This is a genomic window from Planomonospora algeriensis (assembly GCF_977012225.1).
In genome coordinates this window covers 1-26,402 of the sequence record NZ_CDRNDK010000046.1, presented here as the reverse complement: position 1 = coordinate 26,402, position 26,402 = coordinate 1, and the positions used below count along the sequence as shown (strand labels likewise).

Below are 26,402 nucleotides of genomic sequence, written 5' to 3'. Positions count from 1 at the left end.
CACGGCAGCGGCGGCGCGGCCCGCGGGCGGCCACCAGCCGCCCCGAGAGCGGGGCCGTCAGGAGCATCATGGCCGCCATCGGCAGCAGGTACAGCCCGGCGTGCAGGGCGGTCATGCCCCGCACGTCCTGCAGGTAGAGGGTGTTGACGAACAGGAAGCCGCCGAGCGCGGCGAACCCGCACACCGCGATGGCCGCCGCCCCGGCGAACGGCGCGCTCCGGAAGAACCGCGGGTCGATGAGCGGATCGTCCCGGCGCCGCTCGTAGGCCGGGAGCACGGCCAGCGCGCAGAGCGCCACCGCGAGGCAGGCGACGATCACCGGCGAGGTCCAGCCCAGGACCGGGGCCTCGATGATCCCGAAGGTGAGCGGCCCGAGCGCCAGGATCACCAGGAGCTGCCCGACGGGGTCGATCCGCCGCGCCCGGGCGGCCCTGGACTCCGGGACGAACAACGCGGTGAGGACCAGGGCGGCCAGCCCCACCGGCAGGTTGATCAGGAAGACCAGCCGCCAGCCGGCCGTCTCCACGAGCAGGCCGCCGATCAGCGGTCCGGCGGCCATGCTGATGCCGATCACACCGCCCCAGAAGCCGATCGCGCGGGCGCGCTCGCGGGGGTCGGTGAAGGTGTTGGTGATGATCGACATCGCCACCGGGTTGAGCATCGACCCGCCGACCGCCTGCACCGTGCGGAAGGCCACCAGCCACCCCAGGCTCGGCGCGAGGCTGCACAGCACCGAGCCCGCGGTGAACAGCACGAGCCCGGCCTGGAAGACCCGGCGCCGGCCGATCCGGTCGGCGGTCGAGCCCGAGAGCATCAGCAGCGAGGCCAGGACCAGCACGTAGGCGTCGATCGTCCACTGCAGGCCGGAGACCGAGGCGTCGAACTCCCGGCGGATGGCCGGCAGGGCGACGTTGAGGATGGTGGTGTCGAGGCTCACCAGCAGCAGGCTCATGCAGCAGATCGCCAGCACGCCCATGCGCCGCCGGTGGGTGAGCTCGGCCATCGGGGCACTCCGGGTGGTCGTGGGCGGGACGTCGTGGGCGGGACATCGTCGGCGGGACATCGTCGGCAGGGCGTCGTCGGTGAACCGCCACCGGTGGACCACGGTTCACGCGAGATGAATCCTCACATTTACCCGTGTCTCACGCGTATCACCCGGTGACGGGGAACGGATGCCGGGGACGGCCGCTCCGCTGTCCTAGGCTGGTCGTCAGGAGAACGAAGACCCAGGAGGGCTCCGTGGAAGCTCGGACCGAGACGGTCACCGTCGCCGACGGCTCGTTCGATCTGCACCTGTGGCTCCCGGCGAGCGGCGGCGGCCCCGCCGTCCTGCTGGTCCAGGAGATCTTCGGGGTCGGGCCGTACATCCGCAAGGTCGCCGAGGACCTGGCCGCGCTGGGCTACGTCGTCGGGGCGCCCGACCTGTTCTGGCGGATCGAACCGCACTGGGAGGCCGAGCACACCGAGGCCGGGACGATGGCCTCCATGGAGGTGGCCTCGCGCCTCGACTTCACGCACGCCGTCTCCGACGCGGCCATGGCCCTGGCCCACCTGCGAGCGCTGCCGGAGACCGCGGGCCGCAACGGGGCGCTCGGGTTCTGCCTGGGCGGCTCGATCGCCTACGTCCTGGCCGCCTCGGTGGAGATGGACGCGCTGCTCTCGTTCTACGGCTCCGGCGTGCCCGACGCGGTCGGCCTGGTGGAGAAGATCTCCTGCCCGACGCTGCTCGTCTTCGGCGGCTCCGACCCCTACATCCCGCGCGACCAGGTCGCCAAGGTGGAGAAGGCCGCCGCCGGGCGCCCCAACGTCGAGATGTACATCGCGGAGGAGGCCGGTCACGCCTTCCACAACCACGAGGCGCCGCAGTTCCACCATCCGGAGGCCGCCCGGGCCGCCTGGGCGCACGCGACGGCCTTCCTCCGGAGCCACCTTCCCCTGACCTGACGGGCCGCACGGCCGGGACGGCTCCGTGGACGACGTCCTCCTCGACACCACCGCGGGAGCCCTGCTCGCCGCGCTCGCCACCCGCAGGTGACGGGCCCGCCGATAGCGGTCAGGACCGTTCCACCGAAACGGACGAAGAAAACCCCCGGGAATCACCACACAGGCACGATCCACTCAAAAGAATCCCGGTACCAACCTCTGTATCTGTGCGATCGTGGACAAGGCGGGGCAAGTTCTCTGGAGACGCCAAACCCGGTTGGTGACAGAGGGTGATCAAACGTGCAGCAATCCCCGGTACCTCCCGAGACCCCGATCTATCGGCGCATCGCCGACGGGCTCCGCGAAGCGATCCTGTCCGGCGAGCTCCGTGACGGGGATCGGCTTCCGGGCGAGAACGCCCTCATGGCGCAGTACGGCATCGCCCGTGCGACCGCCAGGCAGGCGCTCTCGGTGCTCATCAACGAAGGACTGGCCGTGCCCAAGCGCGGCTCGGGGGTCTACGTCCGGCAGTTCCGGCCCATCAGGCGGCACGGCTCCCGGCGGCTCTCCCGCGAGCACTGGGGACAGGGCCAGGCCATCTGGGACTCCGACACCAGAGGCCGGCCGTACACCGTGGACGAGGTGCAGCTCGACAGGGAGACGGCGGAGGAGGACGTCGCCCGCGTGCTGGGCGGACCCGAGGTCTGGGTGCGGCGGCGTCGCTACTCGGTCGACGGGCGGCCGGTCCAGCTCTCGGTCTCCTACTTCCCCGCCGGCCTGGTGGAGGGCACCGCGATCGTCGCCGAGGACACCGGCCCCGGCGGCGTCTACGCACGCCTGGGCGACCTCGGCCACGCTCCGGCCCACTTCACCGAGGAGGTGCGGGCCCGGATGCCACACCCGCACGAGACCGTCCAGCTCGACCTCCCGGCGGGCACCCCGGTCATCGCGATCATGCGGACCGCCTACACCTCGGCCGGCGTGCCCGTCGAGGTCAACGAGATGGTCCTGGACGCCGCCTCATATGTACTCCAGTACGACTTCGACGCATAGATCAAGGCCATCCGTCAACCGGTAGGTTGACCTGACCCTTGCGATCATTGATTTCTCTAGAGAGGTGTCGCACCGTCGGAGATGGAACGTCACAGCGGTCCTGGGCGCGGGGAAGGTGCGTGGATGTCTTTCGACCGGCATCTGGCGGAGATGGCCCGGGAGTTTCCCGACTGGACGATCTGGCGGAGCGACGCGGGTCGGTGGTGGGCCACCCGCCACCACCCGCTGAGCTCCACCCAGCGCGAGGCGGGCTGCGCGATGACCGTCGACGCGGACGACGCTGAAGGACTGCGCCGGCGCTTACGCGACCAGGAGGAGCGTTCCGGCGGGACCGTCCTGTGAAGCGCCGGCGGGACCGTCCTGCGAAGCTCCGTCGGAGAGCCGCCCGGTGCCGCGGTCGGCGGAGTGCCCGCGGCTCCGGCGCCGGGCCCCAAGATCGCGGAAGCCCCCGACCCTATCGGGGGCGGGGGCTTCCGCTCGAACCACTCGAACCGGCCGAACCACCCGGGCCGCCCTGACCTCTCGGGTCACCTGGACTGCCCGCAGCGGCGCGCCGATCCGGCCCGCCCGGGCCGTTCCGCATCCCACGGGCGGGCGGCGCCGCCCCGCCGACGCGCTCGTCAGCGGGAAGCACCCTCACTTGCGGGTGGCCAGCTCCCCGTCGCCGCCGCGCGCCGGGCCGATGCCGAGGACGGTGTCGTCGGCGACCACGACGCGGTACTCCTCGGCGGAGCCCTGCCGGTCCTCGTCCTCGACGATCACCCGGACGGCCTCGACGTCGATCTCGTGGCCGGAATCAGTGCCGGGCTCAGTGCCGGAATCAGTGCCGGGCTCAGTGCCGGAATCAGTGCCGGAATCAGTGCTGGGCTCGACACCGGCCTCGGTCTCGGCCCCGATCCCGGAGCCGGCCCTCGCGCCGGTCTCGGGACCGGTACCCGGCGCCTCGTCCCCACGCCCATGCCGTGACGGGGCGGAGGCGGAGGCGACGAGCACACCGGGAACCGGCAGGGGCTGCGCGGCGGCGGCCGCCGGGGGGAGGACCGCCGTCTCGTCGATGAGCGGGCCGGCGCTGTTCTCCCGGTGGAGCAGGTCGCCGAGGACCGTGCCCATCTCGTTGAGGCGGCGCATGACCTCGCGGTGCGTGTCGGTGAGGTAGGCGACCCTGCGGCCCGTGCTCTCGTCCAGGACCGCGGCGCGCTGCTGGGCGGAGCTCAGCGTGGCATGGGCCTCGGCGTTGGCCGAGGACACCGTCGACTCCGCCTCGCTCCTGGCCCGGGTCAGGGTCTCCTCCGCCTCCGCGCGGGCGCCCTCCAGCATGCGCTCGGCCTCGTGGCGGGCGGAGCCGATCGCGCGCTCCGCCTCGCTCCTGGCCCGGGTCAGGGTCTCCTCCGCCTCCGCGCGCGCCGCGCCCAGCGTCTCCTCGGCATCGCCGCCCGCCTGGGAGAGCAGCTGCTCGGCGGTGGCGGTGGCCTCGGTCACCCGGCGCTCGGCCTCCTGCTGCGCGGCGCTGAGGATGCCCTCGGCCCGCTCGCGGGCGGAGCCGACCAGCCGCTCGGCCTCGGCCGCGGCCTCGTCGCGGAGCCGGTTCGCCTCGGCGTCGGCGACCTCGCGCTTGGCCGCCGCCTCCTCCTCCCCCAGCTTCAGGATCTGGCTGAGCCGCTGCCCGAGCTCGTCGTAGTCCTGGGGCGCGTCGGAGAGCCTGCGCCGGGCGTCGGCCAGCTCCAGCCTGCTCTGCTCCGCCTGGTCGATCGCCCGCGCGACCCGCTCTTCCAGATCGCGGATCTGGTTGCGCGTCCGGATCATGTAGTCGTGCACCTGGCGGCGGCTGTAACCACGCATGACGACCTCGAACGAGTCCTCATGCATCAGGTCGGGAAAGCTCTCGTGCTGGTTCGTCATCGCACTGCCCGTGGAGGTCGTGTGGTGGAAAAGGAGACGTCAGAAGACGACTCTGGTGCCAACCACCCTAGTCCGCAACCGGAACGCCCGACCTCCTTGCGGAAATATCGGACAGCGCGCCCCTCGTACCATCGTCCCCATGAACCGCGTTCCTCACCTCGTCCCTCACATCGCGGCCCTCGACGGGGACGCCGCCCCGGAGATCCACCCGGACGCCTACGTCGCCCCCGGCGCGGTGGTCGTCGGCCGGGTACGGCTCGGCCGCGCGGCCAGTGTCTGGTACGGCTCCGTCCTGCGCGGCGACGACGAGGCCGTCGAGGTCGGCGAGGAGTGCAACGTCCAGGACCTGTGCTGCCTGCACGCCGACCCGGGCGAGCCCGCCGTACTGGAGCCGAGGGTGAGCCTCGGTCACAAGGCCATGGTCCACGGCGCGTACGTCGAGACCGGGGCGCTCGTCGGGATCGGCGCGATCGTGCTGGGCGGGGCGCGGATCGGCGCGGGCTCGCTGGTGGCGGCGGGCGCCCTCGTCGGCCCCGGCAAGAAGATCCCGGCCGGCGTGCTGGTGGCGGGCGTCCCGGGCAGGATCGTCCGGGAGCTCACCGACGACGACCGCGCCTCCTTCGCCCGCACCCCCGACAACTACATGGCCAAGGCCGCGCGCCACCGCGCCGCCACCGTCCTGCCGGTGCACCCGGACGGCCGGTGACGCGGTCGGTAGCATGACGCCGTGCGGCAGTGGGACGGTTTCGACGCCATCGAGGGCGACGTGCGCACCATGGTCACCGACCCCCGGTGGCCGGCGCTCCCGTTCCCCGCGCGCGCCCAGGCCGTCGCGCTGCGCACGCTGGCCACGCCGGACGGCGGCCTGTGGCGGTTCGGCGCGCACGCCCGGTGGTACCGGCAGGACCCGGTGGACGGCCGCTGGCACCTGTCGCACCCGCCCGCCGACCCGCTGCTGCGGGGCGGGGCCCGGGTCGTCCAGGTCGCCTCGGCGGTCCCGCCCCAGCTGATCCCGGCCGCCCGGACTTCACCGCCGACCGGGGGTCGGTGCAGGGCTTCGTCGGGCCGGACGTGCCGTTCGAGATCACCGAGCGGGTCCGCGACCTGCTGGCCGCCCAGCGGGGCAGGCGCCCGGAGGACTTCCCGCTGCACGGCCCGTTCGCCGAGCTGTTCGCGGCCGAGGTCGCCAGTCCGGTGGCGGCTGTCTGGGGCACGCTCATGTGGTGCGCCTACGCCCCGGCCTTCGACGGCAACGAGGTGCTGCTGTCGATGTTCGGGGAGTTCCTGGCCCGCCCGCTCCCCGGCGACGAGTGGGTCCGCTGGCTGCCGCCCGCCTCGCTCGGCGACCTGGCCGCCCTGTACGGCGAGCGCGTCCGGGCGGGCACCCCGAGGCGGCCGCCGGCTGGTGGCGCTGATGGCCGCCACCGCCGAGGCCGTCCGGACCGACCCCCGCTTCCGTCCCCGGGCCTCCGCGCTGCTGGCGATGGTCGCCCCGGTCCTGCACCGGAGCGGCCAGGACGCCGCCGCGGCCCACCACGGCGACGACGAGGTGCGGCACGTGTGGCTGTCGCGCTGCCCGCCCCACGTCACGCCGGCCGAGTCCTCGCCCGGCGACCACTTCCAGCACTCCCTCTACGACCTGGTGCGGGAGCTGGGGTTCATCGCCCGCAAGGGGGCCGACCCCCGGGCGGTGGCGGCCTCGCTGCTCGCCGCCGACCTGTCGGCCCACGCGCCCCGGGCCGCCGACCGGCTCTACCCGTGGCTGGATCCCGAGCTCCGCCACATCCTGCACGTCGTGCTCACCGACCCCGCGCACCCGCTGCGGGGGTGCTGGCCGCGAACGGGCGGCGTCCCGGACTTCCCGTCGGCCTCCGCGCTGCCCTCGGCGCTGCACCCGCCGGACCGCGCCTCGGCCGCGGCGCTGCTGGGCTCGGCCTACGCCACCGGGCTCGCCTGGTGCCGGCTCTCGGGGACCGAGGTGCCGGAGCGGGGGTTCGCGACGGCCTCGGCGCTGGTGCACCGGCTGACGCACGAACGGGACGATCCGTTCCCCGGTGCCTCGGGGCCGTATCCGCACCTGCGTCACTTTTGATGTACTTCGGTAGATTTAAACTACTAATATCGTTATTTCACCCTTACTTCCCCTATACCCCTATCACCCCTGCCGCGCCTCACAATTAGCTGAATCGTGATCTCGCAATCGGGAAATGATCCTTCGGGGTACGGACCGGTAGCGGAGGGAATGGCCCCGATGGGCCATGGGCACGAAAGACCGCCCGCCGTACCCTCGGAGTGGGTGTGGGCTGCGGAAGGAAGGACGACGCGGTGGGGCACGACGACCTGGACCTCAGGGTCCACGACCGTGTCGCGTTGGACGAGATCGCGCTCTATGCCGAGGTGCTCACCGCCGTCGCTGACAGCGAACGGCCGCTCACCTTGGCCGAGCTCGACAACGCGCTCGGATTGAGCGCTTCGGCGATCTGCTGAGATCTGCTGAAGCCACGGCAAGACACGGTGAACCCGTCCGGTCCTCGTCCCGGGCCCCCTCCGCAGGGGGTCCGGGACGTGGCCCGGAAGGACGGTGCGGAACGGTCCGATGACTAGTCAGGAGCGCACCAGCCGGGCGATCGCCGCGGAGGCCTCCTTGACCTTCTCCTCCGCCTCCGGGCCCCCCGTGCCGATGGCCTCGGCGACGCAGTGGCCGATGTGGTCCTCCAGCAGTCCCAGCGCCACGGCCTGCAGCGCCCGGGTCGCGGCCGAGACCTGCGTCAGCACGTCGATGCAGTAGGAGTCCTCTTCGACCATCCGCTGCAGACCCCTGATCTGCCCCTCGATGCGCCGCAACCGGGTGAGATAGGCCTGCTTGTCTCCGCTGTACCCATGCATGACCCAACGGTACCCGGGTCAGGAGCAGCCGGAGGTCTCGGCGATCAGTTTCTCCCACCGCTCGGCCACCACGGGCGCCCCGTGGGCGGCCGCGGCGTCGAGCGCGCCCGCGGCGAGCTCCCGGCGCCTGCGCTCGTCGTCGATGAGCCCGAGCAGCGCCGCGGCGTACGCCTCGATCTCGCCCTCTCCCTCGCGGACCAGGACCCCGCTCCGCCCGTCCGCCACGAACTCCCCCGGCCCCCGCGCGCTGTCGAAGCCGATCACCGGGACCCCGCTGGCCATCGCCTCGATCACGGTCATCCCGAGCGCCTCGGCCCGCGACGTCACCGCCACGATCGACGCCTTGGCGAACTCGCCCCCCAGGTCGGGGGTGGTGCCCATGAAGTAGACGTGGTTGTGCAGGTGCAGCTCGGCGACCAGGGCCCTCAGCCGCCACTCCTCGGGGCCTCCGCCGTACAGCCTCAGCCGCCAGTCGGGACGGCTGCCCGCGATGAGGGCGAAGGCGCGGATCAGCCGGTCGTAGGCCTTCACCGGCACCCAGCGCCCGCCGGCGGCGACGATGCGGTTGTCCATCCGGGAACGCGGCCAGGGCCCGGCGGGCAGCGCGTCCGGGATCATCCGGACCGCCGTACCCCCGGCTCCCCCGGCTCCCCCTGGACCCTCGGCGCCTCCGCCGCCCAGCAGTCGGCCCCACTCCTCGCGACCGGTCTCGGTGGCGGCGACGACCGCGTCCAGGCGCGGATAGAACCTCCTGATCGGTCCCGGCACCGGCGGGCGGCCCCACTCCCGGGCGATCCGCACGATCCCGCGCGGGGCGTGCCGGGCCGCCTGCACGCCCAGCCCCGGCCGGTGGTGATCAGCACGTCCGCCCGGAGCCCGCGCAGCCGCCGCCACAGGGCCACCTCGGTGCGCATCCGCTCGGCCGGGAGCAGGTGGCGCACGCCGGGCCTGGCGTCGACCACCCAGGAGAGCCGCACCCGGGACCCGACCGGGAAGAACGGCCGTTCCCGGTGGCGGCGGACGCTGACGATCTCCACGTCGTGGCGCTCCGCCAGCTCGCCCGCGAGGTTGACGACGGAGCGGACGTCGCCGCGCATGCCGTACACCGAGGGGACGAGCAGGCAGATCCTCACCCACCCACCTCGATCCTGAGCTCGTCGTCGGCGGTGTAGCAGGGCCTGATCGGCACCCCGTCGATCCGGGCGGCCGGGTAGTGCAGGCGGCGGCGCTTGCCGTCCACGTCGTCGAGGCGCGAGCCCAGGCGGAGCGGGCCGGGCAAGCCGTCGACCTCCAGCACGGGCTCCCAGACGCCCGGTCGCTCGGGCGCGGCGTCGACCACGTCGCACAGGGAGAGCGCGGCGTGGAAGCGCACGCCCTGGACCGTGGCGGCGACGGAGAGCTCGGCCTCGGGCTCGCCGCGGCGCAGCGCCAGCCGCGCCTCGTGCCGGGACTCGTCGTCGTCGAGCCCGGTGAAGGCCAGCAGCCCGGTGACCTCGAAGCGGCCCTCCCGGAACCAGACCGCGCGGACCTCGGCGAGCGGCTCCACTTTGTCGATCTTCAAGGCGAGGAAGCCGCCCTGGGTCCGGTAGGCCCGGTAGGCCAGCGAGCGGCGGCTCAGCGCGTAGGTGTCGAGGTGGTCGAGGGAGAAGCCGGGGTCGACGCTGCGCAGCCGCGCCCGGGGGCCGTCCTGGGCGAGGTAGGCGTCCCAGCGGCCGGGGGTGAGCGTCAGCGGGGCGAGGGAGACGGCGAGCGTCGCGTCCCGCGCCTTCGTGGCCGAGGCGCCCAGCGGGACCCGGCGCTCGGTGGTGGTGGCCCGGTGGCGCAGGACCAGCTCGGCGCCCTCGGCCAGGGGTTCGTCGATCGCCAGGCGGAGGGAGAGCACGTCGGCCAAGGTGACTTCGGCATCCGTGACGACGGCACGCACCGCCGGCCCCCTCCCCGTCGAATGAGCTACGCGACGTTGAGGTTACCGTGATTTTCCCGTTATGTGGACAACCCTAGACGGAGAAGTTTCGGGCCGACTGTCCTTTTCAAGAAGGCCTTACAACGAGTCAGGCGCGGCCCGCAAAAAGCGGGCCGCGCCCGGCCGCGACCGGAAAAGACGATCAGGACGCCTCGACCGGCTCGCCCTTGACGGACTTGATCAGCAACTGCGAGACGTCCACGACCTCCAGCGTCTCCTTGGCCTCACCGGAGTTCTTCTTCTCGTTGATCGAGTCGCCCAGCATGACGAGGCAGAAGGGGCAGGCGGTGGAGATGGTGTCCGGGTCGGTGGTCAGCGCCTCGTCCACGCGCTCGGTGTTGATGCGCTTGCCGAGCCGCTCCTCCATCCACATCCGCGCGCCGCCGGCGCCGCAGCAGAAGCCGCGGTCCTTGTGGCGGTGCATCTCCTGCGTCTTGACGCCGGGCACCTTGGCCATGATGTCGCGGGGCTGGGAGTAGACCTTGTTGTGGCGGCCGAGGAAGCACGGGTCGTGGTAGGTGATCTTCTCCTCGATCGGGGTGACCGGGACCAGCCTGCCCTCGTCGACCAGCTTGGCCAGCAGCTGGGTGTGGTGCACGACCTCGTAGGTCCCGCCCAGCTGGGGATACTCGTTGGCGAGGGTGTTGAAGCAGTGCGGGCAGGTGGCCACGATCTTCTTGACGCCCGCCTCGTTCAGCGTCTCGATGTTCTGCTGGGCCAGCATGTTGAAGAGGAACTCCATGCCCAGGCGGCGGGCCGGGTCACCGGTGCAGGCCTCCATCGGGCCGAGCACCGCGAACTTCACGCCCGCGATGTGCAGCAGCTCGGCGACCGCCTTGGTGGTCTTCTTGGCCCGGTCCTCCAGCGCGCCCGCGCACCCCACCCAGAACAAATATTCGACATCTTCGCCCAGCTTTTCATCGACCAGCTGGACCTCGACGGGCTCATCGAGATTGGCGAGCTCCTCGATCCAGTCCGCCCGCTTCATCTCGGACATCCCCCACGGGTTGCCCTTGTTCTCCAGGTTCTTGACCATGACGCCGGCCTCGGACGGGAAGTTCGACTCCACCATCACCTGGTAGCGGCGCATGTCGAGGATGTGGTCGATGTGCTCGATGTCCACCGGGCACTGCTCGACGCAGGCGCCGCAGTTGGTGCAGGACCACAGCACGTCCGGGTGGATGACGCCGTCCTCGCCGACCAGCGGCTTCTCCAGCAGCGCCAGCACGTCCTGCCCCTGGTGCGCCCGCTGCTCCTCGCTCATCATCAGGTACGGCGCGACCGCGAAGGCGTGGTCGCGCTGATCCATGATCAGCATCTTCGGGGAGAGCGGCTTGTCGGTGTTCCACGCCGGGCACTGCGACTGGCAGCGGCCGCACTCGGTGCAGGTGTAGAAGTCGAGGAAGCCCTTCCAGGTGGTGTCCTCGATCTTGCCGCGGCCCAGCCTGTCGCCGTCGAGGTCCTCGTCCTCGAAGTCGACGACCTTGCCGTCGATCCGCATCTCCTGCGCCGCGCCCATCGCGTCCGGGCGGCGGGAGAACATCACGTTCAGCGGCGCGGTGAAGATGTGCAGGTGCTTGGAGTTCACCACGATGACCAGGAACACCAGCATGAAGCCGATGTGCAGCAGCAGGGCGATCTGCTCCAGCAGGTGGCTGGTCGGCAGGACGCTCGCCAGCGCCTCGGAGGCGAACGCGCCGGACTCGTAGGGGAAGTTGCCGGTGTCGACCGCGGCGGCGCGGGCCAGGAAGAGCGTCCAGATGATGTTGAAGATCATGAACAGGACCATCCACGCGCCGCTCAGGTGCGAGCCCGAGAAGCGGGAGCCGCGGCCGAGCTTCTTCGGCGAGTTCTTGATCCGGATGATCGTGAAGGCGATGATGCCGAGGAGGCAGGCGACCGCGATGAAGTCCTGCAGGAAGCCGAGGACCGGCCAGGTGCCGATGATCGGGATGTGGAAGTCCGCCTCACCCGTGATCGCACCCTGGATGATCGCGCCGTACGCCTCGATGTAGACGGTCAGCAGGATGAAGAACGCCCACATGACGAAGAAGTGCGCGACACCCGACGGCGTCCACTTGAGCAGCTTCTTCTGCCCGAAGACCTCGACCAGCTGGGCCTTGACCTCCGCGCCGACGTTGTTCCTGGCGTATTCGATCCGCTCGGGCGCGGGCGGGCCGATGACGGCGAGCTTGTACAGGAACAGGACGCGGCGCGCGGCAAGCGCGAGCGCGGCGACTGTCATGACGAGCCCGATGATGGCTACCCAGAGCACGGGTCCTCCCACAGACGGCGTTGGCTGCCAGCGAATGACCGCCGGTCATCCACAGTGACCACAGGTCGCCCCGAATCCTACCCATGGGTAACTTCCACCCGGAATGGGAAACGCGGTGAACGTGGTCACCATATGGTCAATTCGCATTCTAGAACAATGCTCTATACGTCTGCGGGAGCCCCCCGGTCAGCGGGACTCGGCCAGGTAGCGCTGGATCGTCGGGGCCAGCAGCGCCACCAGCTCCTCGATGCCGGCCGAGGCCAGCGGCTCCAGCCGGAGCACGTGCCGGGCCAGGACCACCCCGAACAGCTGCGCGAACGCGGCCTCCATCCGGATCGGCGGGATGTCCAGCGCCTCGGAGACCCGCGTCAGCAGGGCCCGCGTCATGAACTCCCGGATCATCCCGGCGGCCTTCTCGTTGGTCATCGCCGTGCGCACCAGCGCCAGCAGCGGCTGGCGCGCCTCCGCGTCCGAGGTCACCGTGAGGATGAAGCGGACCAGCCGCTCGCCCATCTCCTCGCGCGGCCCGGCGAGGATCTGCGGGATCACCTCGTCCGGAACGATGGGCAGCTCCATCGCCGCGACGAACACGCCCTCCTTGCCGGTGAAGTAGTGGTGGACCAGCGCCGGGTCCACCCCCGCCTCACGGGCGATGCCCCGGACCGTGGCCTTGTCGAACCCCTTCTCGGCGAACGTCCTGCGCGCCGCCGCGAGGATCTCCCCCCGCGTGTCCGCCGACCCCGGCCGGCGCCCCGGCCGGCGCCCCGGGCGCTGCCCGTCCGCCACCGTCACGCGTTGGCCGAGGCCGCGAGGTGCAGCCGGGCGAAGGCGAGCGCCTCGGCCAGGTCGTCGACGCGCTCGGTACGGCTGGCCGCCTTGCGCGTGTTGACCTCCAGCACCACCAGCCCGCCGAAGCCGTTCACCGCCAGCCGCTCCAGGATCGGCGCGCACGGCTGGTTGCCCCGCCCGGGGACCAGGTGCTCGTCCTTGTTGGGGATGCCGACCCCGTCGGCCAGGTGCAGGTGGGCCAGCCGGTCGCCGAGCTTGGTGAACATCTCCCAGGCGTCGGAGCCCGACACCGCCGTGTGCGACAGGTCCAGGGTGACCTGCGGGAAGTCGTGGTCGACGGGGTTCCAGTCCGGGGAGTAGGGCACGACCTTGTTGCCGCGCGCCTTCAGCGGGAACATGTTCTCCACCGCGAAGACCACGTCGGTCTCCTCGCGCATCCGGGCCAGGCCGACCTCGAAGTCGCGCGCGTAGTCGCGCTGCCAGCGGAACGGCGGGTGCACCACGACCGTCTGCGCCCCCACCCGCTCCGCGGCCCGCTGGGCCCGCTTGAGCTTGGCCCACGGGTCCTTGCCCCACACCCGCTGGGTGACCAGCAGGCAGGGCGCGTGGATGGCGAGGATGGGCAGCTGGTAGTGGTCCGACAACCGTTCCAGGACGTCGATGTCCTGGCTCACGGGGTCGGCGCCCACCATGATCTCCACGCCGTCGTATCCCAGGCGCGCGGCCAGCTCGAAGGCGTCCGGTGTGCGCTCCGGATACACCGACGCCGTGGACAGCGCGATCTTGGCGCTGGGCACTCGGATGACGCTCATCGGAGCCTTCTCGCCTTCGGGGTCGGAGTCCATGTCGCGGACGCCGCGGCGCCCGTCGCCCCGCTCGTCCACAATGCCAGACTAAGCGCGTCCGGGGCCGAATGGCGTCCAGCCACCCCTGTGCGGCCCGGATCACACCGATCGATCACCCGGATACGGTGGAGGGATGCCGCGGTTCGTCAAGGGGGCCATCCCCAGCCCCAACATCTGGAACACCCCGCACGTCTACGAGCTGGAGAACCGCGCGGTCGACCCCGAGGGCCGGGCCGCGGCCGCGCTGGCCGCCGTCCGCCCGCTCGCCGGGGCGACCGTCCACGACGTCGGCTGCGGCACCGGCTACCACCTCCCCGCGCTGTCCGCCGAGGCCGCGCGCGTCATCGGCGTCGAGCCCCACGGCGACCTCGTCGAACTCGCCCGGCGGCGCTGCCGGGCCCTGCCCGGCGTGGAGGTCCGTACCGGCACCGCGCAGGCCCTGCCGCTCCCGGACGCCTCCGTGGACGTCGCCGTCGCCCGCTGGGCCTACTTCTTCGGCCCCGGCTGCGAGCCCGGCCTGGCCGAGCTCACCCGCGTGGTACGGCGCGGCGGCACCGCCTTCGTGATCGACGTCGACGCCTCCCGCGGCGACTTCGGCCGCTGGTTCCGCCGGTCCATCCCGTCCTACTCGCCGCAGGCCGTGGCGGACTTCTGGGCCCGCCAGGGCTGGCGGGCGCAGCCCCTCGACCTGCGCATGGCCTTCGAGCGCCGGGCCGACCTGGAGGCCGTCCTGCGCATCGAGTTCACCCCCGAGGTCGCCGCGCAGGCCGCTGCCGAGACCCCCGGCCTGGAGATCGCCTATCCCAACGTGCTGCGCTGGAAGCACTTCTGACCGGACGCTGACCGGGCGCTGGCCAGCCCTCCCCGACCTGACCGGCCCTGATCCGCCCTGATCCGGCCAGGCCAGGGCCCGCCGGACCGCGGGCGCGCGTTTCCGTCACGCCGCCCGCACGAGGTTCCACCGGCGCACCAGCGGCGTGACCGCCCCCGTCAGCAGCAGGACGAGCAGCGGTGCCGCCACCACCCCCAGCAGGAACCCGGCCGCGACGTCGTGCGGGTAGTGCACGCCGACGAACACCCGGGAGAAGGCCATCAGCACCGCCAGCGGCAGCACGAGGGCGGCCAGCCCGCGCCAGGCGAGGACCAGCGTGCCCGCCGCCGCCGCCGCGATCACCGCGTGGTTGCTCGGGAACGACCAGTCCCCCGTCTCGGGGCAGGCCGCGATGGTCGCCGCCAGCCCCCGGCACGGCCGCTCCTCCCGGACGAGCACCTTGACGATCTCGCTGAGCAGGTAGACGGCCACCACTGCCACCGGGCCCAGCAGGACCAGCGCCATGTCCCGCGGGTCCCTCCCCCGCGCCCGCCACCAGGCCAGGACGAACAGCAGCGCGAAGACGAGCAGCCCCGCGTCCGTGCCCGTCTCGGCGAGGGCGTGCACCCACGCGGGGGTGCCCTGGGCGAACTCGACGATGTCGCGGTACACGGCCGTCCTCCTGAGGGGATGGTGAACACGGGGTGAACGAACGATCTTAGGCGGCTCTCCGGCGCCCGCGCGCCCATCCGCCGCGGAACAGAACGCCGCCGCTTGACCTTGACACCGGCGTCAGGGATTACGGTCGCGGAGGAGGAGGGCCGGATGCGCATCGGAGAGCTCGCCCGACGGGCGGGGGTCAGCACCAGAGCGCTGCGCTACTACGAGCAGCAGGGTCTGATCACCGCGCGGCGGTCGGCCAACGGGTACCGGGAGTACGACGAGGACGCCCTCCGGCTCGTCGCCGAGATCCGCGCGCTGCTCACCGTGGGGTTCACGCTCGCGGACGCCGAACCGTTCGTGGCGTGCCTGCGGGCCGGGAACGCCACGGGCGGCTCGTGTCCCGAGTCCGTGGCCGTCTACCGCCGGAAACTGGCCGAGATCGACGAGGAGATCCGCACGCTGCTGGTCCGGCGGGCCGAGGTGGCCGCGCAGCTGGCCGGCTCCTGCCAGGGATGTCCGACAGGGAAGCAGGGAGAGAAATGATCACTTTGACCGCGGAGAACTTCGACGAGCAGGTGCTGCGCAGCGACAAGCCGGTCCTGGTGGACTTCTGGGCCGAGTGGTGCGGGCCGTGCAAGATGATCGCGCCGGTGCTGGAGGAGATCGAGGCCGAGTACGGCGACCGCCTCACCATCGCCAAGATCAACGCCGACGACCACCCGGAGGTCTCCGCCAGGTACGGCGTGCTCGGCCTGCCGACGCTCAACCTCTACGTCGGCGGCGAGGTCGTCCGGCAGATCAGGGGCGCCAAGCCCAAGCGCATGCTCCTGGCCGACCTCGAAGGCCACATCTGACCGGGCCGGGCCTCCGGGTGAAAGTTGTCGGCCCGGGCCGGTAGCGTGCGGCCATGGCAAAGAAGGTCGGCTATCGCTGTGGTGAGTGCGGTTGGCAGACCGCCAAGTGGGTGGGGCGCTGCGGCGAGTGCCAGGCCTGGGGCACGGTCGAGGAGGAGACCGCCCGCGGCGGCGTGCACGTGGCCTCCGCCGGCGCGGTGTCGGCCCCGGCCGTCCCGATCGGTCAGGTCAAGGCCGAGGTCGCGCACGCGCGCAGCACGGGCGTGCCCGAGCTCGACCGGGTGCTCGGCGGCGGCCTGGTCCCCGGGGCGGTCGTGCTGCTGGCCGGGGAGCCCGGCATCGGCAAGTCCACCCTCCTGCTGGAGGCGGCCTCCAAGATCGCCCGCGGGCAGACCGTGCTCTACATCACGGGTGAGGAGTCCGCGGCCCAGGTCCGGGTCAGGGCCGACCGGATCGGCGCCATCCACGACGACCTCTACCTCGCGGCGGAGACCGACCTGAGCGCGCTGGTCGCCCACGTCGAGAAGGTCCAGCCGGGCCTGCTCGTGGTCGACTCCGTGCAGACGATCGGCTCGGCGCAGGCGACCGGCGTGCCCGGCGGGGTGACCCAGGTCAGGGAGGTGGCCGGCAACCTGGTCAGGCTCGCCAAGGAGCGCGGCATGTCCACGGTCCTGGTCGGCCACGTCACCAAGGAGGGCTCGATCGCCGGTCCCCGGACGCTGGAGCACCTCGTCGACGTCGTGCTCCACTTCGAGGGCGACCGCCACTCCCGGCTCCGCATGGTCCGCGCGATCAAGAACCGCTACGGCCCCGTCGACGAGGTCGGCTGCTTCGACCTGCACGAGGGCGGCATCGAGGGCATCACCGACGCCAGCGGGCTGTTCGTCTCCCACCGCGCCGAGCCGGTCCCCGGCACGTGCGTCACGGTCACCATGGAGGGCACCCGGCCGCTGCCCGCCGAGGTCCAGGCGCTGGTCGCGCGGACCGAGGCCCAGCAGCCGCGCCGCTCCTCCTCCGGTCTCGACCCCTACCGGGTGACCATGGTGCTGGCCGTGCTGGAGCGGCGGCTCAACGCCAAGCTCGGCGGCTGCGACGTGTTCACCGCGACCGTCGGCGGGATCAAGCTCAGCGACCCGGCGATCGACCTGTCGGTGATGCTCGCGGTGGCCAGCGCGGCCGGTGACCGGGCACTCCCGTCCGGGCTGGTGGTGCTCGGCGAGGTGGGCCTGGCCGGAGAGCTCCGCCAGGTGCGCGACGTACGGCGCCGCCTGTCGGAGGCGGCGCGGCTCGGCTTCACCCGCGCGCTGGTCCCGGCGGGCTCCCTCGACGCCGGCAGGGGCGGGCGCGGTCAGAGCTCCCTCGTCCGGGTCGACGGCCGCTCCAGCTTCGCGCCGGGCTTCGACGTCGTCGAGGCGGAGAACGTCTGGGACGCCCTCAACCACGTCACGTCCTGACCAGGGGAGAGCCCCGCGTCCTGAAGGCCGAGGGCTTCCACGGGCCTTCGGTAAGCTGGGCGCCGGACCCCGGCGGCGGCTTTCGGACCCGCCGGGCTCTCGACACGGACCACGGGGGTCATGTGGCAGCAACCGACAAGGGCCTCGACGAGCGCCGCAGAGCCGTCCTGGCCTCGGTCGCGCCGGGCACCGCGTTGCGCGACGGCCTGGAGCGCATCCTGCGCGGGCACACCGGCGGCCTGATCGTGCTGGGATACGACCGCGTGGTCGAGGGGATCTGCAGCGGCGGCTTCGAGCTGGACGTCGAGTTCTCCGCGACGCGACTGCGCGAGCTGGCCAAGATGGACGGCGCCATCGTGCTGAGCTGCGACGACCACCGGATCGTGCGCGCGGCCGTGCACCTGATGCCCGACCCCTCCATCCCCACGGACGAGTCCGGCACCAGGCACCGGACCGCCCAGCGGGTCTCGGTGCAGACGTCCTTCCCCGTCGTCTCCCTCAGCAAGTCCATGCGGATCATCGCCCTCTACCTGGACGGCGTCCGCTACGTGCTGGAAGAGTCGGCGGCGATCCTGTCCCGGGCCAACCAGGCCCTCGCCACCCTCGAGCGGTACAAGTTCCGGCTGGACGAGGTCTCCGGCACGCTGTCGGCGCTGGAGATCGAGGACCTGGTGACGGTCCGCGACATCGCGGTGGTCCTGCAGCGGCTGGAGATGGTCCGCCGCATCTCCGACGAGATCGCGGACTACGTCGTCGAGCTCGGCACGGACGGCCGCCTGCTCTCCCTGCAGCTGGACGAGCTGGTCGCCGGGACCGAGACCGACCGCGAGCTCATCGTGCGCGACTACCTGCCCGTGACGGGCCGCCGGGCCCGTACGGTCGCCGGAGCCCTGCACGAGCTGGACCGGCTCTCCTCCACCGCCCTGCTCGACCTGGCCTCGGTGGCCGGCATCCTCGGCCACACGGGCGCCGACGTCCTGGACTCCCCGGCGAGCCCGCGCGGCCACCGCCTGCTGGCCAAGGTCCCGCGGCTCCCCGCCGCGGTCGTCGACCGCCTGGCCGACCAGTTCGGCAGCCTGCAGAAGCTCCTGGCCGCCAGCACCGAGGATCTGCAGGAGGCGGGCGGCGTCAGCGAGACCCGCGCCCGCCACATCCGAGAGGGCCTGTCCCGTCTGGCTGAGTCGTCCATCTTGGAGCGCTACGTCTGACGTTGGAGCGCTACGTCTGACGGACGCGGTCCGGAGGAAGGGACCCGCCTGGCCGGGGCCCACCCGGGCAGAGGAGGCGACCCGCATCCGACGGACACGACCCGGAGGAAGGACCCGCACGGCCGGAACCCACCCGGGGAGGCATGCCCTTTCCGGGGCCGGTCCCGCGCGGGACGGCCCCGGAGGTCTCAGGAGCCCAGTTCCCCGAGCATCGCCTTGATCTGCGCGGAGCGCGACAGCTCGATCCGCCGGGCCAGCTCGACCACCTCGGGATGCCGTCCGTCCCGGACCTCGGCACGGGCCATCTCGACGGCGTTGTGCTGATGGGCGACCATCACGTTGAGGAACCTGACGTCGAACGCGTCTCCGGTCACCCCCCTGAGCGCCTCGGCCTCCTCGGGGCTGGTGACGTGCAGGCCGCCGTGCGCGTCGTGAGCGTGCGCCTCGGCCTCCAGAGGCCGCCCCCAGCGCTCCAGCCGACCGGCCATGGCCTCGGCCTCCTGCTCCTGGGTGACCGCGATCGCCGCCGCCAGCGTCTTCACCGCGCTCCGGGCGGACCGGGTGCCCGCCAGGCCCGCCAGCTCCGTTCCCTGCCGGTTGTGGGGGATCATCATCTGCAGGAACATCACATCCGCGTCGTTGAAGGAGCCCGTCCCGGCCGGAGCGGTCCCCGCCGAACCGTTCGCCCCGCCGGTCTCGGCCCCGCCGGTCTCGGCCCCGCCGGTCTCGGCCCCGCCGGTCTCGGCCCTGCCGGTCGAGGCGGGAGCCGTGGCGGCGGAGGCCGGTTGCCCGGCGGGAACCCGGGCGGCGTGACCGGCATGGTGACCATGCGAGGCGGCCGCCGTCCCGCAACCGGAGAGCGCCAGCACGCCCGTGACGGCCAGCGCGAAAGTCAGGCGCCTCGCGAACACCGCCCCGCGGACCTCCACGGCCACCGCCCCACGGGTTCGCACGGCCACCGCCCCACGGGCCTTCGTGAACACCGGCCCACGGGCCCTCACGGCCACCGCCTCACGGGTTCTCACGGCCACCGCCTCATCTGCTGTGCCGCCTCATCGGGCTCGTCTCGCCCGTGTCGTCTCATGCGCGTCGCTTCTCCTGGTCGGAATCGGGTTCCCGCCCCGGGGGATTCCCCCGTGGGATTCCCGCCCCGTGGGCGCCGCACCGGGACGGCGCGGCGCCCACGGGCAGGTCAGGCCCGCTGCCAGAGAGCCGGGACGTTCGGCGGCTCCCACCCGCCGAGGGCGGTGTGCGCCTGGATGCACCGGTAGGTCGCACCGCCGTAGGTGACCTTGGCGCCCACCGCGTACCAGGTCCCCGCCTTCCACGTCCCGCCCGGGGCGGCAGGGGGCGGGGTGGACGGCTTGGCCGGAGGGGGAGTCGGCGCGGGAGTGGACGGCTTGGTCGGAGCCGGGGTGGGGGCCGGGGGCGGAGTCGTCCCGCCACCGCCGCCCACCTGCAGGTCGATGCACGAGTAGAAGGCGTTGACCGTGTCGGCGATGTTCCAGACGGCCAGGACCTTCTGCCGGCCGCTGTAACCCGACAGGTTCACCACGTGCGAGACCGTCGCACCGGGCTGCTTGCCCCCGTCGTTGAAGGTGGCGATCTTCTTGTTGCCGATGTAGTAGTCCCAGTGGCTGGTGGAGTGGCGAGCGGTCAGCACCCAGTTGAAGGTCACGCTGTTGCCGACGGGGGTGGCGGGCCAGGGCCTGCTCTCGTCGCTGAGCACGGAGAACCGGCTGACCCCGCCGTGGCAGTTCATCTGCCCCTTGGGGCCCTCGACACTCTGCGGCTCGTAGACGATCGCGCCGCAGTTCGCGACGCGCCCCTGGGCGCACATGGCCTGGCGGCTCGGCGGCGACGACACGTAGCCGTGGGCCAGGGCCGGGGAGGCGGCGAAAACCGTGGCACCGAAACTGACCGCTGCCATGGTGAGGAGCGTGGCCGTTCTACGCATTTACCATTCCTTGCTCTGGGTCTGCGGAAAGCAGAAAAGAATGCCTTCCCTTACGGCGGGACCGCTCGGCCCCTTTCTCCGGACCGCCGCCGGGCGGGTGCGGTCGTTCACGGGGCCGGGTCGTGCCGGATCACGGAGCGGGCCTCCGCCCGGAGTCGCCCGGGACGTCCGGCCGCCGGGACGGCGGCCGTCTCCTCGGACTCCACCTGCGGGGATATCACCCCCGCAGGTCAGGAGGCGGCGGCGTGCCCTTCCGGAGCCGCACCGCCGGGTGGCCTTCCACTCGCGCCCGGTCCGCCCGACCGCCCGTGCACGACCTTCCCTCCAAGGCGACGGCTCACCTCGTCCGAGGGTGCGGCGGAATGGCGGGGGATGCTCACGAGAGGGCGACTCCTTCATGCTCCGTAAAACTGGTTATTTTTATAGCACGAAGGGTGAATCGCCCATCTTATGGGAAACTTAAATCGCCTTTAGTGTCACCATAACGGCGTTCGGCGAGGGTTCCGCCGTCGCCGCCCGGGCCACGTTCGGGCCCCGCCGCGAGACGCTCAGCCGCGTCGCCGTCAGCGCAGGTGGAAGACCACCTTGTCGCTCTTCAGCCGGGGGGCCCGGACCACGGCCACGTAGGTCCCCGGACGGGCCTCGGCCCGCTTCGCCCTGCAGTCGGAGCCCGACCTGCGGCGGTCCCACTGGATCTGCCGGACATACGGGATGCCGCGCTCCAGCTTGCGGATGTCGTCGGTCTCGCCGCTGAGGCAGTCGGCCGACGACCAGACGCGGTCGTCCCCGGAGGTGATGCGGACCTCCGTCGTCCGCGGTCCCACGTCGGCCGTGCACATCACCTTTCCGGTGTTGACCAGCGTGAGGATGAACCGCGGGCGCTCACCCGCGCCGTAGACCTCCCCCTCCCCCATGAGGCTCAGCACCAGGTCGGCGGCGTCGCAGGCGTCCCCCGGCCGCTTGGGCCGGGGGACCGGCTTGGCGGGCCTCGGGGAGGGGGTCGGAGCCGTCGGGGTGGGGGTGATGGCGGCCACCGGCAGGGTGGCCAGGAGCGGGTCCGGAGCGGGCGACCGGCTCGTCGGAGCCGCCTGGGCCTTCGAGGCGCTCTCCGGCCCGCCCGTCGCCGAGCAGGCCCATGCCACGATCGCGACCACCACGAGGACGGCGACGAGCGCGATCAGCCGGCGCCTCCAGTAGACGTCGACCCCCATGTCACTGCGGAACGTGTCCGGATCCATGCGCACAGTATGGGGAGCCCTTGGGGAAGCCCGGCGGCGACCCGCCGTTCCCCTACGCTTCCTTGGGTAAACATGTCGACGGACGGCACTATCGTCGAGGCGTGGCCAAGCGCAATCTCCTGCTGACTCCCGTTCTCGAGTGGTATGCCAGACGCGCCCGCGAGCTGCCGTGGCGCGAGCCCGGCGCCACCCCCTGGTCGATCCTGGTCAGCGAGATCATGCTCCAGCAGACGCCGGTGGTCCGGGTGCTCCCCGTCTGGACCGAGTGGATGGAGCGCTGGCCGACCCCCGCCGCCCTGGCCGCCGAGCCCCCCGGTGAGGCCGTGCGCCACTGGGGCCGCCTCGGCTACCCGCGCCGCGCCCTCAACCTGCACGCCTGCGCCCGCGCGGTCACCGACCTGCACGGCGGCCGGGTCCCCGCCGACCACGCCACACTGCTGACCCTCCCCGGCGTCGGCGAGTACACCGCGGCCGCGGTCGCCAGCTTCGCCTTCGGGGGGCGCCACGCCGTACTCGACACCAACGTCCGCCGGGTGCTGGCGCGTGCCGTACGGGGCGAGGAGTACCCCCCGAAGGCCACCACCGCCGCCGAGCGCGTGCTCGCCGAGTCGCTGCTCCCCGGCCCGGAGGACGCGCCGGTCTGGGCCGTCGCCGTGATGGAGCTGGGCGCCCTGGTCTGTACGGCCCGCGTCCCCCGCTGCGCCGACTGCCCGATCAGCGACCGGTGCGCCTGGCGCCTGGCGGGCAAGCCCCCCTACCAGGGCCCCGCCCGCAGGGGGCAGACCTACGCGGGCACCGACCGCCAGTGCCGCGGCCGCCTCCTGGCCGTCCTGCGCGAGGCGCACGGCCCCGTCCCCAAGGCGGCCCTCGACTCCGTCTGGGACGAGCCCGTCCAGCGTGAGCGCGCCCTCGACGGCCTCGTCGCCGACGGCCTGGCGGAGGTGCTCGACGACGGCACCTACCGCCTCCCGCTATGACCGGCAGGTGGCGTCCACCAGGCGGCGGATCTCCGGGTCCGGAGTGATGCCGAGTTCCGCGTCGAGGATCCCGGCCAGTTCGTCGAAGCGCCGGGTGGCGGCCGCCCTCCGTCCGCTGGCCACCAGCGCGCTCACCAGCGTGTGCCAGCCGCCCTCGTCGAAGGGGTCCTCCCGGACGAGCTGCTCGGCGTAGAGCACGGCCGCCGTGGGGCGATCGGCGTCAAGCTCGGCCAAGGCCAGGCCCTGCAGGCACTGCAGGCGCAATACGTCCCATTCCCGCTGGTACGGAGTGAGCCACTCCTCGTCCCATCCCTCGAGCAGCCGGCACCCCAGCGCGTCGCCGAGCCACAGCGGCGTCCGCTCCAGCGCGTCCCGGGGGAAACCGCTCTTGATCATGAGGAGGCACCAGTCCTTGGCGAACTGGTAGTCGATCCGGACGCACTCGCTCAGCGCCAGTTCGCTCCTCGTTCCCGTCAGCACGGGATGGCCGGCGGCCTGGTTGATCCGCCAAGCCGTCTTCCGCAGCCTGCTGCGGGGGTCGCCGCCGGATCCCGGCTGATGTTCACCGATCAGGCGGGTTCGTTCGACGGCGACGGGATGCTCCAGGCACACACGTGCGAGGAGCCGCGCGGCGAGCGGCGGCAGCGCCACCTGTCGGCCCTCCGCGGTGCAGCGCAGGGCCGGCAGCAGCCTGACCACGCACGGCTCCGCCTCCAGATCCACCTGCTGCCATCCGTCCCCCCTGACGGATCCACGCATGCGGCCCCCTTTGCTCACACGTCCCTGCGGATGATTTCCCGAGCAAATTACCTGACGCCGAAGAATTTATATACATGCGAACATAGGCCGTCAACGACGCATCGCGTCATTTCTCGCGACGCATTGTCATCAAGGACGGCGGAGGCGGCCCCTCGGCGGGCGTCACCCCGGCTGCGCGGCCGGTTCACCGTTCATCACACGGAGAACCGGTCGGCCGAAGCCGGAGGGCCGGAACACGAAGGGCCGGAACACGAAGGGCGCCCGGCGGTGCCGGGCGCCCCGTCAGGCCGACCTCGGCCTGCTCTCACCTCACTTGCAGCGGATGCACGTACGGGCGGTCGTGCAGCCCTTGCAGGTGCAGGTCCGGATCCGGGTGACCTTGGTGCAGGCCCGCACGCTGACGGTGATGGTGATGGTGGGCGTGCCCGCCGGCTCCACGGCGCCTTCGCCGGTGGAGCTGATGCGCGGGTCGAGGTCGAACAGGTCGTTGCCGCTCAAGTCCGTTCTCCTTTCCAGAACAGGTCAGACAGCGGACATGGTGGAAGCACCCCGTCCCCGCAGCGTTTTCGCTCCGTTCCCGCAGCGTTTTCGCGGCGTCCCCGCAGCGTCCCCGGGAAGGCCGGGAACGGTGGCGGAACGCTCCCGGGACGCGGCGGACTTCACAATGCCGACGATGGATACCTATTCGGGGAAATGGCTTACGCCGCTGGATGAACGTCTGCGGTCCCGGGCGCGGGACGTCGTGGGCGCGCTCACCTCGTCGATGCGGCATCCGGATCGCGTGGCCGAGCTGGGGAGGAAAGCGGAGGCCCAGTCGCCGGACGCCGTCTGGGACGACAGCTCGCTCGGCAACGGTCACCCCGGCGTGGCCCTCATGCACCTGTACGCGGCGCGGGCGGGTGTGACGGCCGACGGGGTGGAGACCTCGGTGGAGTTCCTCCGTGCCGCGGTCGACGCCACCGCCGCCCACCCGCTGCCCGCCCCCGGCCTGTTCGGAGGGACCAGCGGGCTGGCCCTGGCCATGTCGGACGTCCGCGCCGACGAGCCGCGACTCTCCGCGAGCCTGGACCGGCTCCACCGGCGCCTGGCCGAGCAGGTGCTCGGGTCGCTGCCGCCCCGGCGGCACGGCGAGGTCGCCGACCACCACTACGACGTGATGACCGGTGTGTCCGGGACGCTCGGCCACCTGTGCTCCATCGCCGATCCGAGCCCGCAGGTGACCGAGGCCGTCGCCGCGGGCGTCGACTACCTGGTCTGGCTCACCGGCGGCCAGGAGGTCCCTCCCCGCCTGGCGATCATGCCGCCGCAGCTCCCGCCGTACCCCGGTTATCTCGACGACTATCCGCACGGCTACGTCAACTTCGGCATGTCCCACGGCGTGCCGGGGATCGCGGCGGCCCTGGCGGCGGGGTGGGCGGCGGGCCTGCGCACGGACCGCGTGCGCGAGGCCTTCGGCCGCGCGGTCGACCGGCTGCTCACGGCCGCCCAGGACGACGGGGCACGGCCCGCTCTGGCCCACCGGCGTCCCCCTCGACGCGAGCGGCGGGGAGCGGCCCCGGCCGGTGGAGCACGACAGGCTCGCCTGGTGCTACGGGACCGCCGGATGCGCGGGCGCGCTGCTGAGCGCGGCGGAGGCACTGGACGACGACGGGCTGCGGGACCGGGCCGCGGCGGCGTTCGAGGCGGTGCTGCGCAGGCGGCCCTCCCGCGAGGACGTACCCGTGGCCACGCTGTGCCACGGGTACGCGGGACTGGTCAACATCTGCGCCGAGTTCGCGGCCGCCGGGCGGAGCCCGGCCGCCGCCGCCGCACTCCCCGGCATGGTCGCGGAACTGCTGGACTACGCCGACCCCGACCGGCCGCTGCTCTTCCCCGACCGCGGCGACGCCGGCGAGCTCATCGACGACCCCGCCCTGCTCAACGGCGCCGCCGGAGTCGCACTCACCCTGCTGGCGGTGATCTCCGACCGCCGGCCGGCCTGGTACCGCGCCCTGTTCCTGAGGTAGGACCCTGTTCCTGAGGTAGGACATGACCGATCCACGCTACGTTCCCGCGGGCTTCTTCATGGTGCGCGCTCCCGCCCTGCCCGCCTCCGTCCACCGCGAGCTCACCGCCCCCGGCCGGACACCGCGCAGGAAGCGCTCCGGCTGGCCGCCCTGCCCGCCGTACGGCGGCGCTGGAGACCGCCAGCCCCGCCCTGCTGGAGGGCCTCGACCGGGCCGGTGAGCCCGGCGCACCCGCCGACCGGCGCCGCCGCGCCCACGCGGCGCTGCTGCGCTACCTGACCAGGATGAGCACCCGTCCCACCCCCTACGGCTGCTTCGCGGGCGTGGCGATCGGTGAGCTGGACGACCGCACCGACCTCCGGCTCGGCGCGGAGGGCTTCGCCAGGGAGCGCGTCCGCCCAGACATGGGCTGGCTCATGGCACTCGTCAAACGGGTCGAGACAGGCCCCGGGGCACCGGGCGCGGAGGTGGTGTGGAACGCGCTGGCCCACCGGTCGGGAGAGCGGGTCGTCCTGCCGCAGGCCGACGTGTACGGCCAGAGCGACCGGCGCGCGATCCGCATCCGGTGGACGCCCGCGGTCCAGGCGGTGATGGACCTCACGGTGACGCCGGCGCCGTACGAGAAGGTCCGGAGGGAACTGGCCGCCGCGTTTCCCGACGCGGCACCGGAGCGGCTCTCCGCGCTGCTGGCGAAGCTGCTGGAGCTCAACTACCTGATGAGCTCGCTGCGCCCACCGCTGACGCGCCCCGCTCCGCAGGAGCACGTGCTGGAACGGCTCGACGCCGCGGGCGGGCCGTGCGCCGCCGTGGCGGACGAGCTGCGCGAGGTCCGGCGGCTCGCC

At 72.4% G+C, this 26,402-nt stretch carries 29 protein-coding genes and 2 pseudogenes; 16 read left to right on the top strand and 15 right to left on the bottom strand.

From position 1 onward, the window contains the following. On the bottom strand, nucleotides 1-1,105 hold a 1,105-nt coding region (locus ACWJ6R_RS08090; protein ID WP_449061587.1), incomplete at its 3' end, for a DHA2 family efflux MFS transporter permease subunit. A gap of 134 nt (nucleotides 1,106-1,239) precedes the next feature. On the opposite strand from ACWJ6R_RS08090, the gene ACWJ6R_RS08085 reads away from it, so the two are divergent. The 3 genes from ACWJ6R_RS08085 to ACWJ6R_RS08075 all read left to right on the top strand — a co-directional run bounded on the left by ACWJ6R_RS08085 (nucleotide 1,240) and on the right by ACWJ6R_RS08075 (nucleotide 3,318). Beyond that, entirely contained in the window at nucleotides 1,240-1,944 is a 705-nt protein-coding gene (locus ACWJ6R_RS08085; RefSeq protein ID WP_449061586.1) for a dienelactone hydrolase family protein, read from the top strand. A gap of 279 nt (nucleotides 1,945-2,223) precedes the next feature. Further along, a complete protein-coding gene (locus ACWJ6R_RS08080; protein WP_449061585.1) occupies nucleotides 2,224-2,976 on the top strand; it encodes a GntR family transcriptional regulator in 753 nt (250 codons plus the stop codon). 123 nt (nucleotides 2,977-3,099) lie between these two features. Next, the gene (locus tag ACWJ6R_RS08075) at nucleotides 3,100-3,318 is read left to right on the top strand and encodes a hypothetical protein (protein WP_449061584.1); all 219 of its coding nucleotides are present in this window, start codon (nucleotides 3,100-3,102) and stop codon (nucleotides 3,316-3,318) included. Nucleotides 3,319-3,612: 294 nt separating this feature from the next. Here the strand turns inward: ACWJ6R_RS08075 and ACWJ6R_RS08070 are convergent, their stop codons facing one another. Then, nucleotides 3,613-4,875 carry a hypothetical protein gene (locus ACWJ6R_RS08070; protein ID WP_449061583.1) on the bottom strand — a complete coding sequence of 421 codons (1,263 nt, stop codon included), beginning with the start codon at nucleotides 4,873-4,875 and terminating at the stop codon, nucleotides 3,613-3,615. A gap of 139 nt (nucleotides 4,876-5,014) precedes the next feature. Between ACWJ6R_RS08070 and ACWJ6R_RS08065 the strand changes: the two genes are divergently transcribed. From ACWJ6R_RS08065 to ACWJ6R_RS08055, 3 genes are all read left to right on the top strand, one after another. Further along, entirely contained in the window at nucleotides 5,015-5,581 is a 567-nt protein-coding gene (locus tag ACWJ6R_RS08065) for a gamma carbonic anhydrase family protein (RefSeq protein ID WP_449061582.1), read from the top strand. Nucleotides 5,582-5,602: 21 nt separating this feature from the next. Beyond that, the gene (locus ACWJ6R_RS08060; RefSeq protein WP_449061581.1) at nucleotides 5,603-6,967 is read left to right on the top strand and encodes a hypothetical protein; all 1,365 of its coding nucleotides are present in this window, start codon (nucleotides 5,603-5,605) and stop codon (nucleotides 6,965-6,967) included. A gap of 233 nt (nucleotides 6,968-7,200) precedes the next feature. After that, entirely contained in the window at nucleotides 7,201-7,362 is a 162-nt protein-coding gene (locus ACWJ6R_RS08055; protein ID WP_189237508.1) for a hypothetical protein, read from the top strand. A 117-nt stretch (nucleotides 7,363-7,479) separates the two neighbouring features. Here ACWJ6R_RS08055 and ACWJ6R_RS08050 read toward each other — a convergent pair whose 3' ends face one another. The 7 genes from ACWJ6R_RS08050 to ACWJ6R_RS08020 form a co-directional block, all read right to left on the bottom strand. Then, a complete protein-coding gene (locus tag ACWJ6R_RS08050; RefSeq protein WP_189237507.1) occupies nucleotides 7,480-7,761 on the bottom strand; it encodes a metal-sensitive transcriptional regulator in 282 nt (93 codons plus the stop codon). An 18-nt stretch (nucleotides 7,762-7,779) separates the two neighbouring features. Continuing rightward, the gene (locus ACWJ6R_RS08045; protein ID WP_449061580.1) at nucleotides 7,780-8,379 is read right to left on the bottom strand and encodes a glycosyltransferase; all 600 of its coding nucleotides are present in this window, start codon (nucleotides 8,377-8,379) and stop codon (nucleotides 7,780-7,782) included. Continuing rightward, nucleotides 8,376-8,894 carry a hypothetical protein gene (locus ACWJ6R_RS08040; protein ID WP_449061579.1) on the bottom strand — a complete coding sequence of 173 codons (519 nt, stop codon included), beginning with the start codon at nucleotides 8,892-8,894 and terminating at the stop codon, nucleotides 8,376-8,378. The genes ACWJ6R_RS08045 and ACWJ6R_RS08040 overlap by 4 nt, the downstream gene beginning before the upstream one ends. Continuing rightward, nucleotides 8,891-9,685 (bottom strand): hypothetical protein, encoded by a 795-nt coding sequence (locus tag ACWJ6R_RS08035; protein WP_449061578.1) that lies wholly within the window; start codon nucleotides 9,683-9,685, stop codon nucleotides 8,891-8,893. Before ACWJ6R_RS08035 ends, ACWJ6R_RS08040 begins: the two co-directional genes overlap by 4 nt. 181 nt (nucleotides 9,686-9,866) lie before the next feature. Beyond that, a complete protein-coding gene (locus ACWJ6R_RS08030) occupies nucleotides 9,867-11,999 on the bottom strand; it encodes a (Fe-S)-binding protein (RefSeq protein WP_449061577.1) in 2,133 nt (710 codons plus the stop codon). A 186-nt stretch (nucleotides 12,000-12,185) separates the two neighbouring features. Then, the gene (locus ACWJ6R_RS08025) at nucleotides 12,186-12,785 is read right to left on the bottom strand and encodes a TetR/AcrR family transcriptional regulator (RefSeq protein ID WP_449061576.1); all 600 of its coding nucleotides are present in this window, start codon (nucleotides 12,783-12,785) and stop codon (nucleotides 12,186-12,188) included. 2 nt (nucleotides 12,786-12,787) lie between these two features. Next, a complete protein-coding gene (locus ACWJ6R_RS08020) occupies nucleotides 12,788-13,600 on the bottom strand; it encodes a sugar phosphate isomerase/epimerase family protein (protein WP_449061590.1) in 813 nt (270 codons plus the stop codon). 166 nt (nucleotides 13,601-13,766) lie between these two features. On the opposite strand from ACWJ6R_RS08020, the gene ACWJ6R_RS08015 reads away from it, so the two are divergent. Next, nucleotides 13,767-14,465: a class I SAM-dependent methyltransferase gene (locus ACWJ6R_RS08015; RefSeq protein WP_449061575.1), complete on the top strand. Its 699-nt coding sequence runs from the start codon at nucleotides 13,767-13,769 to the stop codon at nucleotides 14,463-14,465. Nucleotides 14,466-14,570: 105 nt separating this feature from the next. Here the strand turns inward: ACWJ6R_RS08015 and ACWJ6R_RS08010 are convergent, their stop codons facing one another. Then, the gene (locus ACWJ6R_RS08010; RefSeq protein ID WP_189237500.1) at nucleotides 14,571-15,116 is read right to left on the bottom strand and encodes a phosphatase PAP2 family protein; all 546 of its coding nucleotides are present in this window, start codon (nucleotides 15,114-15,116) and stop codon (nucleotides 14,571-14,573) included. A gap of 153 nt (nucleotides 15,117-15,269) precedes the next feature. Here ACWJ6R_RS08010 and ACWJ6R_RS08005 point away from each other — a divergent pair, with 153 nt between their 5' ends. The 4 genes from ACWJ6R_RS08005 to disA all read left to right on the top strand — a co-directional run bounded on the left by ACWJ6R_RS08005 (nucleotide 15,270) and on the right by disA (nucleotide 18,623). Further along, the gene (locus tag ACWJ6R_RS08005) at nucleotides 15,270-15,650 is read left to right on the top strand and encodes a MerR family transcriptional regulator (protein ID WP_449061574.1); all 381 of its coding nucleotides are present in this window, start codon (nucleotides 15,270-15,272) and stop codon (nucleotides 15,648-15,650) included. Then, a complete protein-coding gene (gene trxA, locus ACWJ6R_RS08000; protein WP_449061573.1) occupies nucleotides 15,647-15,961 on the top strand; it encodes a thioredoxin in 315 nt (104 codons plus the stop codon). The genes ACWJ6R_RS08005 and trxA overlap by 4 nt, the downstream gene beginning before the upstream one ends. 53 nt (nucleotides 15,962-16,014) lie before the next feature. Next, nucleotides 16,015-17,415, top strand: a complete 1,401-nt coding sequence (gene radA / locus ACWJ6R_RS07995; protein WP_449061572.1) for a DNA repair protein RadA — start codon at nucleotides 16,015-16,017, stop codon at nucleotides 17,413-17,415. A 122-nt stretch (nucleotides 17,416-17,537) separates the two neighbouring features. Next, nucleotides 17,538-18,623 (top strand): DNA integrity scanning diadenylate cyclase DisA, encoded by a 1,086-nt coding sequence (gene disA / locus ACWJ6R_RS07990; RefSeq protein WP_449061571.1) that lies wholly within the window; start codon nucleotides 17,538-17,540, stop codon nucleotides 18,621-18,623. Nucleotides 18,624-18,811: 188 nt separating this feature from the next. Here the strand turns inward: disA and ACWJ6R_RS07985 are convergent, their stop codons facing one another. The 3 genes from ACWJ6R_RS07985 to ACWJ6R_RS07975 all read right to left on the bottom strand — a co-directional run bounded on the left by ACWJ6R_RS07985 (nucleotide 18,812) and on the right by ACWJ6R_RS07975 (nucleotide 21,818). Beyond that, a complete protein-coding gene (locus ACWJ6R_RS07985) occupies nucleotides 18,812-19,576 on the bottom strand; it encodes a DUF305 domain-containing protein (RefSeq protein ID WP_449061570.1) in 765 nt (254 codons plus the stop codon). 239 nt (nucleotides 19,577-19,815) lie between these two features. Beyond that, nucleotides 19,816-20,553, bottom strand: a complete 738-nt coding sequence (locus ACWJ6R_RS07980; protein ID WP_449061569.1) for a lytic polysaccharide monooxygenase — start codon at nucleotides 20,551-20,553, stop codon at nucleotides 19,816-19,818. A 590-nt stretch (nucleotides 20,554-21,143) separates the two neighbouring features. Beyond that, the gene (locus ACWJ6R_RS07975) at nucleotides 21,144-21,818 is read right to left on the bottom strand and encodes a hypothetical protein (protein WP_449061568.1); all 675 of its coding nucleotides are present in this window, start codon (nucleotides 21,816-21,818) and stop codon (nucleotides 21,144-21,146) included. A gap of 218 nt (nucleotides 21,819-22,036) precedes the next feature. On the opposite strand from ACWJ6R_RS07975, the gene ACWJ6R_RS07970 reads away from it, so the two are divergent. Next, nucleotides 22,037-22,795 (top strand): A/G-specific adenine glycosylase, encoded by a 759-nt coding sequence (locus ACWJ6R_RS07970; protein ID WP_449061589.1) that lies wholly within the window; start codon nucleotides 22,037-22,039, stop codon nucleotides 22,793-22,795. On the opposite strand, the gene ACWJ6R_RS07965 is transcribed toward ACWJ6R_RS07970, so the two are convergent. Further along, entirely contained in the window at nucleotides 22,790-23,554 is a 765-nt protein-coding gene (locus tag ACWJ6R_RS07965) for an AfsR/SARP family transcriptional regulator (RefSeq protein ID WP_449061567.1), read from the bottom strand. The genes ACWJ6R_RS07970 and ACWJ6R_RS07965 overlap by 6 nt on opposite strands. A 309-nt stretch (nucleotides 23,555-23,863) precedes the next feature. Beyond that, nucleotides 23,864-24,052, bottom strand: coding sequence for a hypothetical protein (locus ACWJ6R_RS07960; protein WP_449061591.1), 189 nt, complete (start codon nucleotides 24,050-24,052; stop codon nucleotides 23,864-23,866). Between ACWJ6R_RS07960 and ACWJ6R_RS07955 the strand changes: the two are divergent. From ACWJ6R_RS07955 to ACWJ6R_RS07940, 4 genes and pseudogenes are all read left to right on the top strand, one after another. Next, nucleotides 23,961-25,031 (top strand): annotated as a pseudogene (locus ACWJ6R_RS07955) (lanthionine synthetase LanC family protein); the annotation flags it as partial. The gene ACWJ6R_RS07960 and the pseudogene ACWJ6R_RS07955 sit on opposite strands and share 92 nt — an antisense overlap. A 46-nt stretch (nucleotides 25,032-25,077) precedes the next feature. Continuing rightward, nucleotides 25,078-25,560 (top strand): annotated as a pseudogene (locus tag ACWJ6R_RS07950) (lanthionine synthetase LanC family protein); the annotation flags it as partial. A 22-nt stretch (nucleotides 25,561-25,582) separates the two neighbouring features. Continuing rightward, nucleotides 25,583-25,780: a hypothetical protein gene (locus ACWJ6R_RS07945; protein ID WP_449061566.1), complete on the top strand. Its 198-nt coding sequence runs from the start codon at nucleotides 25,583-25,585 to the stop codon at nucleotides 25,778-25,780. Further along, the coding region (locus tag ACWJ6R_RS07940) for a lantibiotic dehydratase (protein WP_449061588.1) at nucleotides 25,731-26,402 on the top strand (672 nt) is incomplete at its 3' end. The genes ACWJ6R_RS07945 and ACWJ6R_RS07940, both read left to right, overlap by 50 nt.